The 16,306-nt window shown below is 68.4% G+C and carries 14 protein-coding genes and 1 tRNA gene; 11 read left to right on the forward strand and 4 right to left on the reverse strand.

Going from position 1 to position 16,306, the window contains the following annotated elements:
- Position 1: 1 nt before the first annotated feature.
- Positions 2-1,189 (reverse strand): RimK family alpha-L-glutamate ligase, encoded by a 1,188-nt coding sequence (locus KIT89_RS01475; protein ID WP_297603876.1) that lies wholly within the window; start codon positions 1,187-1,189, stop codon positions 2-4.
- A gap of 24 nt (positions 1,190-1,213) precedes the next feature.
- Between KIT89_RS01475 and KIT89_RS01480 the strand changes: the two genes are divergently transcribed.
- Positions 1,214-1,690, forward strand: coding sequence for a RimK/LysX family protein (locus KIT89_RS01480; RefSeq protein WP_297602700.1), 477 nt, complete (start codon positions 1,214-1,216; stop codon positions 1,688-1,690).
- Between the two features lie 15 nt (positions 1,691-1,705).
- On the opposite strand, the gene KIT89_RS01485 is transcribed toward KIT89_RS01480, so the two are convergent.
- A tRNA-Arg gene (locus tag KIT89_RS01485) sits at positions 1,706-1,778 on the reverse strand.
- Between the two features lie 54 nt (positions 1,779-1,832).
- Between KIT89_RS01485 and KIT89_RS01490 the strand changes: the two genes are divergently transcribed.
- The 3 genes from KIT89_RS01490 to KIT89_RS01500 are packed head-to-tail and all read left to right on the forward strand — an operon-like array spanning position 1,833 to position 5,177.
- A complete protein-coding gene (locus KIT89_RS01490) occupies positions 1,833-2,654 on the forward strand; it encodes a transglutaminase family protein (protein WP_297602702.1) in 822 nt (273 codons plus the stop codon).
- 43 nt (positions 2,655-2,697) lie between these two features.
- Positions 2,698-4,356: an arginine--tRNA ligase gene (gene argS, locus KIT89_RS01495; protein ID WP_297602703.1), complete on the forward strand. Its 1,659-nt coding sequence runs from the start codon at positions 2,698-2,700 to the stop codon at positions 4,354-4,356.
- A 2-nt stretch (positions 4,357-4,358) separates the two neighbouring features.
- On the forward strand, positions 4,359-5,177 hold the full coding sequence (locus tag KIT89_RS01500; protein WP_297602705.1) for a DUF2993 domain-containing protein: 819 nt from the start codon (positions 4,359-4,361) through the stop codon (positions 5,175-5,177).
- A 7-nt stretch (positions 5,178-5,184) separates the two neighbouring features.
- On the opposite strand, the gene KIT89_RS01505 is transcribed toward KIT89_RS01500, so the two are convergent.
- Positions 5,185-6,567 carry an MBL fold metallo-hydrolase gene (locus KIT89_RS01505; RefSeq protein WP_297602706.1) on the reverse strand — a complete coding sequence of 461 codons (1,383 nt, stop codon included), beginning with the start codon at positions 6,565-6,567 and terminating at the stop codon, positions 5,185-5,187.
- A 173-nt stretch (positions 6,568-6,740) separates the two neighbouring features.
- On the opposite strand from KIT89_RS01505, the gene lysA reads away from it, so the two are divergent.
- From lysA to prmC, 7 genes are all read left to right on the forward strand, one after another.
- On the forward strand, positions 6,741-8,162 hold the full coding sequence (gene lysA, locus KIT89_RS01510) for a diaminopimelate decarboxylase (RefSeq protein WP_297603877.1): 1,422 nt from the start codon (positions 6,741-6,743) through the stop codon (positions 8,160-8,162).
- The gene (locus KIT89_RS01515) at positions 8,159-9,490 is read left to right on the forward strand and encodes a homoserine dehydrogenase (protein WP_297602707.1); all 1,332 of its coding nucleotides are present in this window, start codon (positions 8,159-8,161) and stop codon (positions 9,488-9,490) included. Before lysA ends, KIT89_RS01515 begins: the two co-directional genes overlap by 4 nt.
- Entirely contained in the window at positions 9,491-10,573 is a 1,083-nt protein-coding gene (gene thrC / locus KIT89_RS01520) for a threonine synthase (RefSeq protein WP_297602708.1), read from the forward strand.
- On the forward strand, positions 10,570-11,532 hold the full coding sequence (gene thrB, locus KIT89_RS01525; protein ID WP_297602710.1) for a homoserine kinase: 963 nt from the start codon (positions 10,570-10,572) through the stop codon (positions 11,530-11,532). The genes thrC and thrB overlap by 4 nt, the downstream gene beginning before the upstream one ends.
- 172 nt (positions 11,533-11,704) lie before the next feature.
- Positions 11,705-13,657: a transcription termination factor Rho gene (gene rho, locus KIT89_RS01530; protein WP_297602711.1), complete on the forward strand. Its 1,953-nt coding sequence runs from the start codon at positions 11,705-11,707 to the stop codon at positions 13,655-13,657.
- A 9-nt stretch (positions 13,658-13,666) separates the two neighbouring features.
- Entirely contained in the window at positions 13,667-14,749 is a 1,083-nt protein-coding gene (prfA, locus tag KIT89_RS01535; RefSeq protein ID WP_297602712.1) for a peptide chain release factor 1, read from the forward strand.
- A gap of 22 nt (positions 14,750-14,771) precedes the next feature.
- Positions 14,772-15,629, forward strand: a complete 858-nt coding sequence (prmC, locus tag KIT89_RS01540) for a peptide chain release factor N(5)-glutamine methyltransferase (protein ID WP_297603878.1) — start codon at positions 14,772-14,774, stop codon at positions 15,627-15,629.
- 28 nt (positions 15,630-15,657) lie between these two features.
- Here prmC and KIT89_RS01545 read toward each other — a convergent pair whose 3' ends face one another.
- On the reverse strand, positions 15,658-16,281 hold the full coding sequence (locus tag KIT89_RS01545; RefSeq protein WP_297602713.1) for an HAD family hydrolase: 624 nt from the start codon (positions 16,279-16,281) through the stop codon (positions 15,658-15,660).
- Positions 16,282-16,306 lie beyond the last annotated feature (25 nt).

A 16,306-nucleotide genomic window follows, 5' to 3' on the forward strand; every position in this document is an offset into this window, starting at 1 on the left:
GTCACTCGCTCGGTGTCGGCGACTTCGGCAGTCGTCGCACGCGGGCACGGCGTCGACGACTCGGAATCAGTGAGCGCATCTCTTCCATGTTGCCGAAGCACAGCAGTCGGTCTTCCGCCTGCAGCACCTGGCTCGTGCGCGGGTTCGGAATCACGGTCGTTCCTCGATTGAGGGTGAGCACGGTGATGTCGCGATCGAGCAGACCCGAGGTTCCGAGGGTGCTGCCGACGATGTCTGCGCCGGCGTGCACGAAGAGCTCGGCGACGCCGTAGCCGGTCGAGACGGCGAGGCGCTGGCGGACGTCGATGTCAGGAAACGCCACCTCGTTCGAGATGTAGTCGATGATCGCGCCAGCGACGTCGAGTTTCGTCGCCGTCTCGATTCCTTGCAGGCCGGGCGACGAGTTGACCTCCATGACGAGGGGCCCGTCGTCGCTCTCGAGCATGTCGACGCCCGCCACCCGCAGCCCCATGATGTGCGCTGATCGCACCGCGACGCGCGCGTAGTCAGCAGGCAGGTCGACGGCTTCGACGGTGCCGCCCCGGTGCACGTTCGAGCGGAACTCGTCACCCATGGCCGTGCGGCGCATGGCTGCGACGACTCGGTCGCCCACGACGAGGGCACGGATGTCTCGGCCTCGGCTCTCGGCGATGAAGCGCTGGATCAGCACGTTCTGGTTGGTCGAGTGCAGCGTCTCGATGATCGCTTCGGCCACCTTGACCTGGGGGGCGAGGATCACTCCGATGCCTTGCGTGCCCTCGAGCAGCTTGATGACGACGGGGGCGCCGCCCACCCGTTCGATGGCCGGTCGCACGTCGGCTCGGTTGCGCACGAAGGCGGTGGCGGGCATGGCGATGTTGTGCCGCGACAGAATCTGGGTCGCCCGCAGCTTGTCTCGAGCGTTGGTGATGCCGTTCGCAGTGTTGGGCGTGAAGACGTCCATCTGCTCGAACTGCCGCACGACGGCGGTGCCGAAGTAGGTGATCGAGCTGCCGATGCGCGGCAAGATGGCGTCGTAGCTCGAGAGCGGGCGGCCTCGAAAGTGCAGGTCGGGCTCGGGCCCGCTGAGGTCGATCGCGAACCGCAGGGTGTTGAGAACCTTCACCTGATGCCCGCGATCAAGAGCGGCAGCACGAAGGCGCTGGGTGGAGTACGCACGTGGTGCGCGCGAGAGAATGGCGAGTTTCATGAGGAGCCCTGCGATGATGGCGGAGTGAAAGAGCCTGCCCATCTAAGCACCATCGCGGGCTGGCGCGAATGGGTGAGCCTGCCCGATGCCGGAGTGCCCTGGATCAAGGCCAAGCTCGACACCGGAGCGCGGTCATCATCGCTGCACGCCTTCAACCTCGAAGTGATCGCCGACGGCGACGTCGAGCGGGTGCGTTTCTGGGTTCGGCCCTGGCAAGAGTCGGCAGACGACGCCGTGCAGGTCGAGTGCGAGATTCACGATCGACGACGGGTGCGCAGCTCGTCTGGACACACAGAAGAGCGCATCGTCGTCATTCTCGACATCAGGATGCTCGGCCGAACTGTGCCGGCCGAGGTCACGCTCACCAACCGCGACGCCATGGGCTTTCGCATGCTCATCGGCCGCCAAGCCCTGCGGCAGGGCTTCGTCGTCGACGTCGCGAAGTCATTCATCGGTGGCCGCGCGCCCAAAGAGGTGCGCCAGGCCAACCGCGGCCGCTAGAAACGGCATTGCCAGCGCCCCCGACAGGATTCGAACCTGCGACCCTCAGTACCGGAAACTGATGCTCTATCCCCTGAGCTACGGAGGCGGGTTCAGCCTAGCGGGTCTCGCGCACTCAGGAACCACCTGTCAGGCTGGCCGCATGGGGCCGTTGCGACGACAGGTGGAGTGCGAGCTCGAGGCGACGGTGCTCGAGTCGACGGGGGTGACGCTGTCGATCTCGGTGGCGAACGTCGACGGCCTCAGCATCGATGAGCACCTCGAGGTGACGCTCGACGGTGCCGCGATCTCGGTGAGTGAGGTGGCCGGGCCGACCTCGACGCGGTGGCACGTCGCCGACGTCTCGCCTGGTGCGCTCGTCGTGCGGTATCGAGCTGACGTGGTCGGTCGCGCGGCGCCCGCCGCTGTCACGCAGCGCGACCGCATCGAGTTTGTGCGGCCGAGCCGGTATGTGCAGAGCGACGAGCTGCTGGGCAGTCTGATCGACCCGGTGACCGTCGACAGCATCGTGCAGCTGCCGGCGGCAGAGCGGGTCGCCGCTGCGCGCGACTGGGTCGCCGAGCAGCTCGACTACGTCTCGGGTTCGACCGGGCCGACCGATGGGCTGCCCGAGGTCATCGAGACCGGAGAGGGCGTCTGCCGCGACTTTGCGCACCTCCTCGCCGGTCTGCTGCGCGCCACAGACCTGCCGGCTCGAGTGGTGTCGGTGTATGCGCCGCAACTCGACCCCATGGACTTCCACGCAGTGGTCGAGGCGGCCGTCAACGACACCTGGGTGCTGCTCGACGCCACGGGGCTCGCTCCGCGCCACGGCATGCTGCGCATCTCGACGGGCAGAGACGCCGCCGACAACGCTTTTCTCGTCAATGAGGGCTCGAGCCTCGAGTTGACGAGCCTCACGGTGCAGGCCTCGGCGAGCACAGAGCTCGCAGAAGACTCCACCGCCGTCGTGCACCTCGGGTGACGCTCGGCGAGCACGCACTCGGCCGCCGGTAGGGTTGACCCTCGTGAATCCCGACCAACTCGCCGCCGCTCTGCTCGCCGTCGTCGTCAGCGCGGTCGAGCGACGCGACCCTGCTGCGGCGGCGGCATTGACGGTCGGCGACATCGCGCTCGAGCGCCCGCGCAACCGTGACCACGGCGACTGGGCGACGTCGGTCGCGCTCAAGAACGCGAAGACCATCGGCATGGCACCGCGTGCGTTCGCCGACGAGCTCGTGCCGGGCATCCAGGCCATCGAGGGCGTCGCAGCGGTCGACGTCGCCGGGCCGGGCTTTCTCAATATCCGCCTCGACGCCGGGGCCGCTGGCGAGCTCGCGCGAATCATCCTCGAGGCCGGCGCTGGCTACGGCCACACCGCGACTCTCGCCGGGCAGACGATCAACCTCGAATTCGTCTCGGCCAACCCGACGGGCCCATTGCACATCGGGCACACCCGGTGGGCCGCGCTCGGCGACTCGCTCGCGCGAGTGCTGAAGGCCAGCGGCGCCGAGGTGGCCAGCGAGTTCTACATCAACGACGCTGGCACTCAGATGAACCTCTTCGGTGAGTCGGTGCTCGCCGCGGCCCTCGCAGAACCCGCGCCCGAAGGCGCATACCCCGGTCAATACATCGCCGACCTCGGCACGCGTGCCATCGAGAAGCGGCCAGACCTCGCGACCATGCCGCGCGATGAGGCGGTGGCCGTGGCGCGCGAGCTCGCCTACACCTGGCAGCTCAGCGAGATTCGCGAATCGCTCGCCGCCTTCAACGTGCACTTCGACGTGTGGTTCAGCGAGCGGCAGCTGCATGAACCCGAAGGGTCGAGCCCGATCGACCAGGCGGTCGATCGCCTGCGCGCGCAGGGCCACGTCTTCGACCTCGACGGCGCCATCTGGGTGCGCACGACCGATTTCGGTGACGACAAAGACAGGGTCATCAAGCGCGCCAATGGCGTCTACACCTACTTCGCCGCCGACGCGGCCTACTACCTGTCGAAGCGCGATCGAGGTTTCGGTCACACCATCTACCTGCTGGGTGCCGACCACCACGGCTACGTGCACCGCCTCAAGGCGCTCGCCGGGGCGGCGGGCGACGACCCGAACCGCGACATCGAGGTGCTCATCGGGCAGCTCGTCAGCATCAACGGGGCGCGCCTCAGCAAGCGCGCAGGCAACATCATCGAGCTGAACGACCTGCGCGCGTGGCTGGGCACAGACGCCCTGAGGTACTCGCTCGCGCGGTATCCGGCCGATTCGCCGCTCACCCTCGACCCTGAGCTGCTGCAGAAGCGCAGCAACGACAACCCCGTGTTCTACGTGCAGTACGCGCACGCGCGCACCCACCAGGTGGCGCGCAACGCCGCAGACTCGGGTGTCACGCGCGAGTCGTTCGCTGCCGAACTGCTCACCGATGAGACCGAGAGCGTGCTGCTCGGATCTCTCGCAGAGTTTCCGCGCATCGTCGCCCAGGCCGCAGAGCTGCGCGAACCGCACCGTGTGGCGCGCTACCTCGAGCAGCTCGCCGCGGCGTATCACAAGTGGTACGACACCTGCCGAGTCACGCCCCAGGGCGACGACCCCGTGAGCGAGACGCACTCCGCACGACTCTGGCTCAACGACGCCACCGGCCAGGTGCTGCGCAACGGGCTGACGCTCATCGGCGTCTCGGCGCCCGAGAGGATGTAGTCATGAGCGACGACGAGCAGGCCGAGCACGACACCACCCTCTACGTCGAGCAACCAGCGCCGCGTCGCCGCCGCACGGGCCTCATCGTGGGCCTCGTGCTCGTCGGGCTCGTCATCGTGCTCGCGATCGTCGCCGTCATCGCCGAGTCGCTCGCGCGGCAGCACGCCACCGCACTCATCGCCGACCAGGTTCGTCAGGCGCTGCAGCTCGAGCCAGAGCATCCCGTCGATGTCACGATCGAAGGCCCACCCGTGCTGCTGCAGGCGGCAGGGGGCCGACTCGAAGCGGTGCAGATCGAGGTGCCCAGGCTCGCCTTCGGCGAACTCGTCGGCGACCTCTCGCTGCGCGCCACCGGCACCCCGCTCGACGCGCAGCAGCCCACCGACACGCTGAGCGCCGTCTATCGTGTCGCCGAAGTCGACGTGGCGGCGCTCGCCGGGTTCTTCTCGGGCATCGTCGTCACCGACGTGCAGCTCGACAATCGCGAGGTGCAGTTTCAGACCGGTTTCGAGATCTTCGGCATCGGGTTCGAGATCGGGGTCGGGGTGACGCCGACGGTCGACAACGGCCAGCTCGCTTTCAGCCCCACGAGCCTCGTCATCAACGGGCAGCGCATCGAGGCGAGCGACCTGCAGAGTCAGTTCGGGCCGCTCGTCGCCCCCCTGCTCGCCACCCAGCGCGTGTGCGTGGCCCAATACCTGCCCGCGGCGCTCGAACTGACCGCGGTGCAGGTCGGCGACACGCAGATGCTCGTGGTGTTCACCGCCGCCGACGTCGCCCTGGGCGGCGAAGGCTTCTCGACTCGCGGCACCTGCGGCTAGGCGGCACCTATACCTCGAGCGTCTGACCCTGCTCCGCAACGATGACGTCGACACCCAGTTCGCGTTCGATGCGTAGCCTCAGTGCGTCTGCCGAGCCGGGCTCGCCATGGTTGAGGGCCACTCTCATGCCCGCCCGAACCCCCGGAGCCAGCCAGCGCAGAATGCCGTCTGCGTCTGCGTGCGCCGACATGCTCTGCAACTGCACGACCTCGGCGCGAATCGGCACATCACGCCCAAAGATGCGCAGTTCGTCTGCGCCAGCGACGAGTGCCCCGCCGCGCGTGCCGGGGGCTTGGTAGCCCGTCAGCAGAATTGCATTGCGCGGGTCGTCACCGTAGGCGGCGATGTGGTGCAGCACGCGGCCCCCGGTGAGCATCCCACTCGCCGAAATGATGATCATCGGGCCACCGCGCAGATTCAGCAGCTTCGAATCGTCGACCGAGCTCACGAGGGTCGCGGTCGAGTACATCTCTGAATAGTCGAGCTCATCGATGCGGTGCTCGTCTGGCCGAGCACGGTAGAGCGCCGTGGCATCGACAGCCATCGGACTGTTGAGAAAGATCGGCACCGCAGAGATCGCGTTGCGGCGACGCAATCTCGCGAGCAACAGCAGCAATGCCTGCGCACGCCCGACAGCGAAGGCAGGAATGATGACGACTCCGCCGCGTGCCGTGACGCGCGAGATCGCCTCACCGAGTTCGGTCTCAGGGTCGGCCTCGGGGTGCAGACGGTCACCGTAGGTCGACTCGGCGATGACCAGGTCGGCGGGCTCGAGAGGTGCGGGCGGGCGCATGAGCGGGTCGTCATCACGACCGAGGTCGCCAGAGAAGTGCACGGTGCGCCCGTGGCTGGTGATGCGCGCCTGCGCGGCCCCCAGAATGTGCCCGGCGCTGACGAATCGGCATGTGACGTCGACGCCAGCGTGCCCTGCACCGAGGTCGATCTCGGTGTCGAACGGTCGGGCGACCACCGATTCGAGGGCCCGCTCGGCGTCGGCGACCGTATACAGCGGCGTGGGCTTCTCATGCTTCGAGTAACGCTTGCGCTGTGCGAAGCGGGCCTCCTCTTCGAGCAAGTAGCCAGAGTCGGGCAGCAGCAGACCCAGCAGCTCGGCCGTGGCGGGCGTGCAGAACACTGGCCCGTGAAAGCCGTCGCGCACGAGCGCCGGAAGGTACCCAGAGTGGTCGAGGTGCGCATGCGTCAGCACGACAGCGTCGATGCTGTGGGGATCGACCGCGAAGGGTGCTCGATTGCGCAACCGCAATTGCTTGTATCCCTGAAAGAGTCCGCAGTCTACGAGCACTCGCCGGCCGTCGGCCTCGACGATGGTGCGAGAGCCGGTCACGGTTCCGACGGCTCCCCACAACTGCACGCGCATCGGCTCGCTCATGGCCACGACCCTTCTGGGGCACGACATCGAGCCCCGGTCGCCTCAGTCTGTCGTGCTGGCCGACTACTCACCAGGGTCGAGAGTCCTGACCCCTCTCGGTACACTGGGGGCGGCTTCAGGAACCAAGCCGGGTTCGCTCGCCTCACTCTGCTGTTGAGACCCGTGAGGTGCTTGTGCCTGTCAACCCGCTCGCCCCGTCGTGGCTCGGCGACCCCGCCGACGCGCACGACCTGGCGCCGCAGCTGTGGCCGTCATCGGCCAGGCGCGATGCTGCGGGGGCGCTCACCCTCGGGGGAGTCTCTGCCGGTCACCTCGCGGCGCGCTTCGGCACGCCCCTCTATGTGATCGATGAGCAGGATGCCCGCCACCGGGCTTCTCGAACACTCGCGGCCTTCAGCTCGGCCGCCGAGCGCCACGGCACGACGGCCACCGTCTACTACGCGGGCAAGGCCTTCCTGAGCGCTGAGGTCGCGCGCTGGATGACCTCGGCCGGGCTCAACATCGACGTGGCGAGCGGCGGAGAGCTCGCGGTGGCGCTCGCGGCCGGCACCGATCCCGCCCGCATCGGGCTGCACGGCAACAACAAGTCGGTCGCCGAGATCGACGCGGCTGTCGCCGCTGGGGTCGGCGCCATTGTCATCGACTCACTGCTCGAGATCGAGCGGGTGGCGACGGCCGCGCGCGCACACGGCCGAGTGCAAGCGGTGCGGCTGCGCATCAACTCGGGCGTGCACGCCCACACGCACGAGTATCTGGCCACGGCGCGCGAAGACCAGAAGTTCGGCATCCCGCTCACCGAGGCCCCCGCCGCTGTGGCGCAGATTCGCGCACATGACGAGTTGCGTTTTCTCGGGCTGCACTCGCACATCGGTTCGCAGATTCTCGTCGTCGACGGCTTTCTCGAGGCCGCACGGCGCTTGCTCGCACTGCACGCCGAACTGCTCGCGGGCGGTGACGTACCCGAGCTCAACCTCGGCGGCGGCTTCGGCATCGCCTACGTCGACAGCGACGAGGCGCCCGAGATCGAGCACATCGCCGACTCGCTCGTCGAGGCGGTCGACGCGGTGCGACGCGAGTTGGGCATCCCGATGCCGCACCTCGCGGTCGAGCCGGGGCGGTCGATCATCGGGCCAGCAGGCGTGACCCTGTACACGGTCGGCACGATCAAAGACGTCGTGGTGAACCTCGACGATGCCGAGCAGTCGGCGGTGCGTCGGTATGTCAGTGTCGACGGCGGCATGAGCGACAACGCACGCCCCGCGCTCTACGGCGCCGACTACAGCGTTCGGCTCGCAGGCCGGCTGTCGACAGTCGACCCGGTTCTCGTGCGCCTCGCCGGCAAGCACTGCGAGAGCGGCGACATCGTCGTGCAGGCCGACTACCTGCCGGGCGACATCGGCCCCGACGATCTTGTGGCCGTGCCAGCGACAGGCGCCTACTGCTTCTCGCTCGCGAGCAACTACAACTACCTCACTCGCCCCGCCGTTGTCGCAGTGCGCGACGGTGGTGCGCGCGTGATCGTGCACGGCGAGACGGTCGACGACCTGCTGCGCCGTGATGCCGTTCTGCATCCCACCCCCGAGGAGCCCCAGTGATCGAGTACCGCAATCTGCGCGTCGCCCTGCTCGGAGCCGGCAGTGTCGGCGCCCAAGTGGCCGACCAGCTGCTGACCCACCGCGATGAGCTCGCCGCCCGCATCGGCGCCGGCATCGAATTGGTCGGTGTCGCGGTGAGAGACGTGGATGCTCCGCGCGACACCACGATTCCGCGCGAGCTGCTCACCACCGATGCCGAGTCGCTCATTCTGGGGTCAGACATCGTCGTCGAACTCATGGGCGGTCTCGAGCCGGCACGCACGCTCATACTGCAGGCCCTCAACTCGGGCGCCGACGTCATCACCGCCAACAAGGCGCTGCTCGCCACCCACGGCCCCGAGCTCTTCGAGGCGGCCGAGCAGGTCGGTGCGCAGCTCTACTACGAGGCGGCCGTCGGGGGAGCGATTCCGATCATCCGCCCGCTGCGCGATTCGCTCGCCGGCGATCGCATCGAGCGCATCCTGGGCATCGTCAACGGCACCACCAACTTCATCCTCGACCTCATGGATGCCCGCGGCGAGACCATGGAGAACGCGCTCGCGATCGCCACCGAGCTCGGCTACGCAGAAGCCGACCCGACCGCAGACATCGGCGGCTACGACGCCGCGCAGAAGGCCGGCATTCTCGCGAGCCTCGCCTTCCACACCCTCGTGCCGGCCGACGCCGTCTACCGCGAGGGCATCACCGAGGTGACGCTCGAGCAGGTGGTCGCGGCGCGCAAGGCGGGCTACGTCGTCAAGCTGCTCGCGATCTGCGAACGCCTCACCGACCCCGTGACGGGTGTCGACGGCGTCAGCGCCCGCGTGCACCCGGCGCTCGTGCCCGAGTCGCACCCGCTCGCCGCCGTGCACGGCGCCAACAACGCTGTCTTCGTCGAAGCCGAGGCGGCGGGCCCGCTCATGTTCTACGGGGCGGGCGCCGGCGGAATCCAGACGGCCTCGGCCGTGCTCGGCGATGTCGTCTCGGCTGCGCGGCGACACGTCGTCGGCGGCCCGGGAGTCGCCGAGAGCACGCACGCCGACCTGCCCGTGCTGCCCATGAGCGCCGTCACCACCCGCTACCAGATCACCCTCGTCGTCGTCGACGAGCCGGGCGTGCTCGCGGGCATCGCGGCGCTCTTCCAGAACCACGGAGTCTCGGTCGAGACCGTGCAGCAGTCTGTGGCGAGTCGTGACGCTGCCGGGCAGCCGGAGGCCACCGACGCGGCTACCCTGGTGATCGGCACTCACGCAGCGTCGGAGGCCGACCTCGCCGCGACGGTTGCGGCACTGACCACCAGCAGCGTCGTTCACTCTGTGACGAGCGTGCTGCGAGTAGAAGGACTCTGAATGGCCACGCAATGGCGGGGACTCCTGCACGAATACGCCGACCGGCTCGACGTCACCGACGCCACCCCGATCATCACGCTGGGTGAGGGCGGCACGCCGCTCATTCCTGCGCGCTACCTCTCAGAGCGCACGGGAGCTCGCGTCTTCGTCAAGTTCGAAGGCATGAACCCGACCGGCTCGTTCAAAGACCGCGGCATGACCATGGCGATCTCGAAAGCGGTCGAGCACGGAGCCAAAGCGGTCATCTGCGCCTCGACCGGCAACACCTCGGCGTCGGCGGCCGCCTATGCGACTCATGCCGGCATCACCGCTGCCGTGCTCGTGCCGGAGGGCAAGATCGCGCTCGGCAAGCTCAGCCAGGCGATCGCCCACAAGGCCGAGCTCATTCAGATCGAGGGCAACTTCGACGACTGCCTCGATATCGCGCGCGACCTCTCGGCGAACTATCCAGTGCACCTCGTCAACTCGGTCAACCCCGATCGCATCGAGGGTCAGAAGACTGCGGCGTTCGAGATCGTCGAAGTGCTCGACGACGCACCCGACTTTCACATCGTGCCCGTCGGCAACGCCGGCAACTACACGGCATACCACCGCGGCTACCGCGAAGAGCTCACTCGCGGCGCGACCACCCGCATGCCCCGCATGCTCGGCTTTCAGGCCGCGGGCAGTGCGCCGATCGTGCTCGGCGAACCGGTCAAGAACCCCGACACGATCGCGAGCGCGATCCGCATCGGCAACCCCGCATCGTGGGAGCTCGCCCTGGCCGCTCGCGACGACTGCAACGGCTACTTCGGCGCCATCGACGACACCATGATTCTCGAGGCGCATCGCCTGCTCTCGCGCGAGGTCGGCATCTTCGTCGAGCCGGCCTCTGCCATCTCGGTAGCGGGTCTGCTCGAGCGCTCAGAGGCGGGAGCCATCCCCGCAGGCTCCACCGTCGTGCTCACCGTCACCGGCCACGGTCTGAAAGACCCGCAGTGGGCGCTCAAGGGCCCAGACGGGGTCGACGTGTCGCCCACGGTGGTGCCGGTCGACACCGCCGAGGTCGCGTCGGTGCTGGGTCTCACGAAGGCCGCGTCGTGAGCGGCCCTGCGACGGTCGACGAGCGACTCGCAGGTCGACGCGTGCACGTGAAGGTGCCGGCGACGACGGCCAACCTGGGGCCCGGTTTCGACACCCTCGGTCTCGCACTGTCGGTCTACGACGAGCTCGAGGTGAGCGTTCGCGACGAGCCGGGCGCCACGGTCGAGGTGCACGGCGTGGGCGAGGGCGAAGTGCCCACCGACGAGTCGAACCTGGTCGTTCGATCGATTCTGCACACCTTCGAGAAGTCGGGCGTCACGGCGCCTGGGCTGCACCTCATCGCCCACAACGTGATACCTCATGGGCGCGGCATGGGCTCGTCGGGGGCCGCGATCGTCGCCGGAGTCATGGCGGCGAAAGGTCTTCTCGACGGAATCGTCGATCTGGGGCCCGATGAGCTGCTCGCCCGCGCGACCGAGTTGGAAGGGCATCCTGATAACGTCGCCCCCGCCCTGTTCGGCGGGCTCACCATCGCCTGGGTCACCCCCGACGGCCCGCAGCACAAGCGGTTGACGGTGCACCGCGGAGTCTCACTGCTCGTCGCCGTGCCGCAGCAGAGCACCATGTCGACCGCTCTTGCTCGCTCACTGCAGCCCGAATCGGTGCCGCACCAAGACGCCATCTTCAACGTCTCGCGGTCGGCACTGCTCATCGCGGCGCTCATCCAGAGCCCCGAGCTGCTGCACGCCGCCACCGAAGACAAGCTGCACCAGAGCTATCGCGCGAGCGCGATGCCCGAGACCAACGCGCTCATCCAGGTGCTGCGTCAGCACGGGCTCGCCGCGGTCGTGTCGGGCGCCGGCCCCTCGGTGCTCGTGCTGTGCAGCGACCCCTCGCAGCGGTTGAGGGCAGCCGAACTCATCGAGCAGCACGCCACCACGCCGTGGCAGTCGCACATGCTCGCCGTCGATTTCAAGGGTGCTACAGTGGTCTCGCAACCGGCTGAGGTCGCGGCATAGCCCGAGATCTTCCCGGACATCACCAGCAGCCTGGCTGCTTCCCACCATCACTCGGCGCCACCGCGATCGACACCCTCATCGGTCTCTATCTGCACGGTGACCGCGAGCCGATTCAGAAGCATCGGGCCCCCTCCGCGACGTCTCTCGTGCGGAGCCGAAAGGAACGTATTCCGTGACTGACACCACCGACCGCGCTGCACGCGCGGCCATTCCCGCCGACCTCAGCACCCTCAAGCTCGCCGAGCTGCAGCAGCTCGCCACCGAGCTCGGCGTGCCTGGCGTCTCGAAACTTCGCAAGGGAGATCTTGTGAACGCCATCACCCAGAACACCAGCGCCGAGATCTCGGCCGACATCGAGATCGAGGGCACCGCCTCGCAGCGCGCCGACACCCTCGAGTCGCCGACCGCCGAGGTCGCCGCCGACGCTGCCGCCGAGACCGAGCCGGGGCCGCGCCGTCGCGGCTCGCGTCGCGTCACGAGCGACACCCTCACCCCGACGCCCGCGGCCGAGCAGGCTGCAGAGCAGGGCGGCAACGAGCAGAACGGCGCCGAGCAGAACAGTGCCGAGCACACCGGCGACGCGGCAACGACCGAGTCGCCGTCGGGCGACGACTCGACCACCGAGAACGACGCCGAGGGCTCGGCGAGCTCGGGCCGCAACCGCAGCCGCAACCGCAACCGTCGCGGCGGCGACCGAGCCGAATCGGCAGACAATGGCGGCGCGCAGAAGGCAGGCCAGCGCGGCAACCAGCAGGGTGCTGCGGCGTCGGGTCGAGGCAGCAGCCGTGCCGACTCCGCCGACGCTGCAGACGCCCCGACCGACAACCGTGCGAACGGCAACGGCAACCGCGGCCCGCAGAGCGAGCGTGCCGATCAAGACGCTGACGGCCGCAACCGCAACCGTGGCCGTGGCCGTGACCGCAAGCGCGGCCCGGGAGGCGACGAGATCGAACCCGAGATCAGCGACGATGACGTGCTGATTCCCGTGGCGGGCATCCTCGACGTTCTCGACAACTACGCCTTCGTGCGCACGACCGGCTACCTGCCCGGCCCGAGCGACGTCTACGTGTCACTCGGCCAGGTCAAGAAGTACGCCCTGCGCAAGGGCGACGCCGTGGTCGGAGCCATCCGCCAGCCGCGCGAGGGCGAAGGCCAGGGGCGCCAGAAGTACAACGCTCTCGTGCGCGTCGACTCGATCAACGGTCAGACGATCGACGAGGCGGGCGCTCGCGTCGAGTTCAGCAAGCTCACGCCGCTCTACCCGACCGAGCGCCTGCGGCTCGAGACCGAGCCGGGCACTCTCTCGACTCGCATCATCGACCTCGCGGCGCCCATCGGCAAGGGGCAGCGCGGGCTCATCGTGTCTCCTCCGAAGGCGGGCAAGACGCTCGTGCTGCAGGCCATCGCCGACGCGATCGCCAAGAACAACCCCGAAGTGCACCTCATGGTCGTGCTCGTCGACGAGCGACCCGAAGAGGTCACCGACATGCAGCGCTCGGTCAAGGGCGAGGTCATTGCCTCGACCTTCGACCGCCCTGCCGAAGACCACACGACGGTCGCCGAGCTCGCGATCGAGCGCGCCAAGCGCCTCGTCGAGCTCGGGCACGACGTCGTCGTGCTGCTCGACTCGATCACTCGACTGGGCCGCGCATACAACGTCTCGGCTCCGACGAGCGGGCGAGTGCTGTCAGGCGGTGTCGACTCGGCCGCGCTCTACCCGCCGAAGCGCTTCTTCGGCGCGGCGCGCAACATCGAAGACGGCGGTTCGCTGACGATTCTGGCGACGGCGCTCGTCGAGACCGGGTCGAAGATGGACGACGTGATCTTCGAAGAGTTCAAGGGCACCGGCAACATGGAGCTTCGGCTCTCGCGTCAGCTCGCCGACAAGCGCATCTTCCCTGCCGTCGACATCTCGGCGTCGGGCACTCGGCGTGAAGAGATGCTGCTCGGTGCAGATGAAGTGCGCGTGACGTGGCAACTGCGTCGAGCGCTCGCGAGCCTCGACACGCAGCAGGCGCTCGAGCTCGTGCTCGGCAAGCTGAAAGAGACTGCGTCGAACGTCGAGTTCTTGGTCGCGGTGCAGAAGTCGCTGCCGCAGGCCGGCGCCGCGCACTCCGACATCTGAGACTGACGCATGTTTGAGTCGGTCGACGCCCTCGTCGTCGAGCACGAAGCACTGCAAGAGCAGCTCGGCGACCCCGCCGTGCACGCCGATGCAGCGCGCGCCAAGAAGCTCAACCGACGCTATGCCGAGCTGAGTCAGATCGTGGCAGCGCATTCGCTCTGGCTGCAGGCCGCAGAAGACCTCGCCGCCGCTCGCGAGCTCGCGAAAGACGACGAGGCCTTCGCCGACGAGGTGCCCGCTCTCGAGCAGACCCTCACCGAACGGGCCGAGAAGCTGCGGCGACTGCTGATTCCGCGCGACCCAGACGACGGTCGCGACGTGATCATGGAGATCAAGGGAGGCGAGGGCGGCGAAGAGTCGGCCCTGTTCGCCGCAGATCTGCTGCGCATGTACAGCCACTACGCCGACTCGCGGGGCTGGAAGGTCGAGCTGCTCGACGCCACGCGCAGTGACATGGGGGGCTACAAAGACGTGCAGGTCGCCATCAAGGGCAGCTCGAGCGACCCCGCCGAAGGCCCGTGGGCGAGTCTGAAATACGAGGGCGGAGTGCACCGCGTGCAGCGCGTGCCGGCGACCGAGTCGCAGGGCCGCATCCACACGTCGACGACGGGCGTGCTCGTCTTTCCTGAGGTCGACGAGCCCGAAGAGGTCGACATCAATCAGAACGATCTGAAGATCGATGTCTATCGTTCGAGCGGCCCGGGCGGTCAGAGCGTCAACACCACAGATTCTGCCGTGCGCATCACCCACTTGCCGACGGGCATCGTCGTCGCGATGCAGAACGAGAAGAGCCAGCTGCAGAACCGCGAGGCGGCGATGCGCGTGCTGCGGGCGCGCATTCTCGCGAAGCAGCAAGAAGAGCGTGATGCGGTGGCGAGCGATGCTCGCAAGAGCCAGATTCGCGGCATGGACCGCTCTGAGCGCATCCGCACCTACAACTTTCCCGAGAACCGCATCGCCGATCACCGCACCGGGTACAAGGCCTACAACCTCGACTCGGTCATGAACGGCGCTCTCGGCCCCGTCGTCGAGTCGTGCATCCAGGCTGACGAAGAGGCGCGCCTCGACGCCCTCGGCGACACCGAGCTCTGAGCGGGCCGCCCCACTCGTGAGCATTCCCGACCTCGCAGCGCTGCGCGAGCACGCGATCCGCGTGCTCGGCGACGCGGCCGTGCCCACTCCCGAGGCTGACGCCGATCTGCTCATCGGGCATGCGCTCGGCATGAGCCGTGGTCAGGTGCAGGCGAAGGCGCTCGTCGGCTCGCCCGTCGATGCCGAGCAGGTGCTGCTCGTCACCGAGTACGTCGAGCGGCGTGCGACGCGCGAGCCCGCGCAGCACATCACCGGCCTCGCGCCGTTTCGCACGCTCGAGCTCGCCGTCGGGCCCGGAGTCTTCGTGCCGCGCCCCGAGACCGAGCTCGTCGTGCAATTCGCGATCGACGCGCTCGCCGCCGTCGCGAGCCCGCAACCGCTCGCGGTCGACCTCGGCAGCGGCAGCGGAGCGATGGCCCTCGCGATGGCCGTCGAGGTTCCGCACGCGCATGTCGTCGCCGTCGAGAACTCGCCGCAGGCCTTCACATGGACGACCCGCAACGTGCGCCGCTACGGCGACGGTCGTGTGCGGCTCGTCTTCGCCGATCTGGCGGATGCTCTTCCTGACCTCGACGGCACCGTCGACGTCGTCGCCTCCAACCCGCCCTACATTCCCGTGGGCGCTGTTCCGCGCGACCCCGAGGTGCGCCTCTTCGACCCCGAGCACGCGCTCTACGGGGGAGTCGACGGGCTCGACGCGGTGCGTGCCGTCACGGCCACAGCGCTGCGCTTGCTGCGGCCAGGCGGCACTCTCGTCATCGAGCACGGCGAGCTGCAGGCCGAGGCCATCGCGACCATCGTGCGCGACGCAGGCTTCACGGCGGTGGCCTCGCACCGCGACCTGCTCGGCCGCGACCGCGCGACGACCGCCACCCGCTGACTGCGAGGACCGGCGCCGAGGGACAACGTCAGGCGGCGCGAGTCTCTGCGGCGAAGGCCTCGATGGCCGCGAGCAGCGAGGCCTCGTCGGTGTAGAGGTGCCCCGTGATGCCGATCGACTCTGCCCCCGTCACGTTCTCGACGAGGTCGTCGGCGAAGAAGGTGTGCTCGGCCTCGGCGTCGTTGTGCGCGAGCACCCGTTCGAAGACGAGCGGTTCGGGCTTGCGGGCGCCGAAGGCGGCCGAAGCGTGCATGTTCTCGCGACCCATGATGGGCACGAGCTCTGGCGCCACCTCGTGCAGGTGCTCGTGAATGAGAATGCCGTTGTTGGTGAGCAGCGCCACCCGACCCAGTTCGGCGGCACGACGCACGGCATCGAGCGCCGCGGGCCGCGGCCTGGTCGCCTCGGCGCGAATGCGCACCCACTCGGCGCGCGTGATCGAGGCGCCGATCACGCCGGTCACGCGAGCCAAGTACTCGTCGGGGTCGCCGGGGTCGCCCGCCTCGGCCTTCCACTCCATGCCGCTCACCCACCAGCGGCGGCGCAGCTCGAGCAGGTCGTGCCCCGTGATGCCGGTGAGCGCCTCCATGCGATCGCGCCAGTGATAGTCGTAGAGCACGTCGTCCATGTCGAACACGAAGAGCAGGGTCACGCCCCTCAGTCTGCCCCAGTACGAT

This window comes from Microcella sp. (assembly GCF_025808395.1).
In the GTDB taxonomy this organism is placed as follows: Bacteria; Actinomycetota; Actinomycetes; order Actinomycetales; family Microbacteriaceae; genus Microcella.

Bases quoted from the DNA above. Each gene is read 5' to 3' on its own strand.
- thrC (WP_297602708.1), top strand. From the start codon at position 9,491: ATGGCCACGCAATGGCGGGGACTCCTGCACGAATACGCCGACCGGCTC.
- prfA (WP_297602712.1), top strand. From the start codon at position 13,667: ATGTTTGAGTCGGTCGACGCCCTCGTCGTCGAGCACGAAGCACTGCAA.
- KIT89_RS01475 (WP_297603876.1), bottom strand. From the start codon at position 1,189: ATGAAACTCGCCATTCTCTCGCGCGCACCACGTGCGTACTCCACCCAG.
- KIT89_RS01490 (WP_297602702.1), top strand. From the start codon at position 1,833: ATGGGGCCGTTGCGACGACAGGTGGAGTGCGAGCTCGAGGCGACGGTG.
- KIT89_RS01505 (WP_297602706.1), bottom strand. From the start codon at position 6,567: ATGAGCGAGCCGATGCGCGTGCAGTTGTGGGGAGCCGTCGGAACCGTG.
- KIT89_RS01500 (WP_297602705.1), top strand. From the start codon at position 4,359: ATGAGCGACGACGAGCAGGCCGAGCACGACACCACCCTCTACGTCGAG.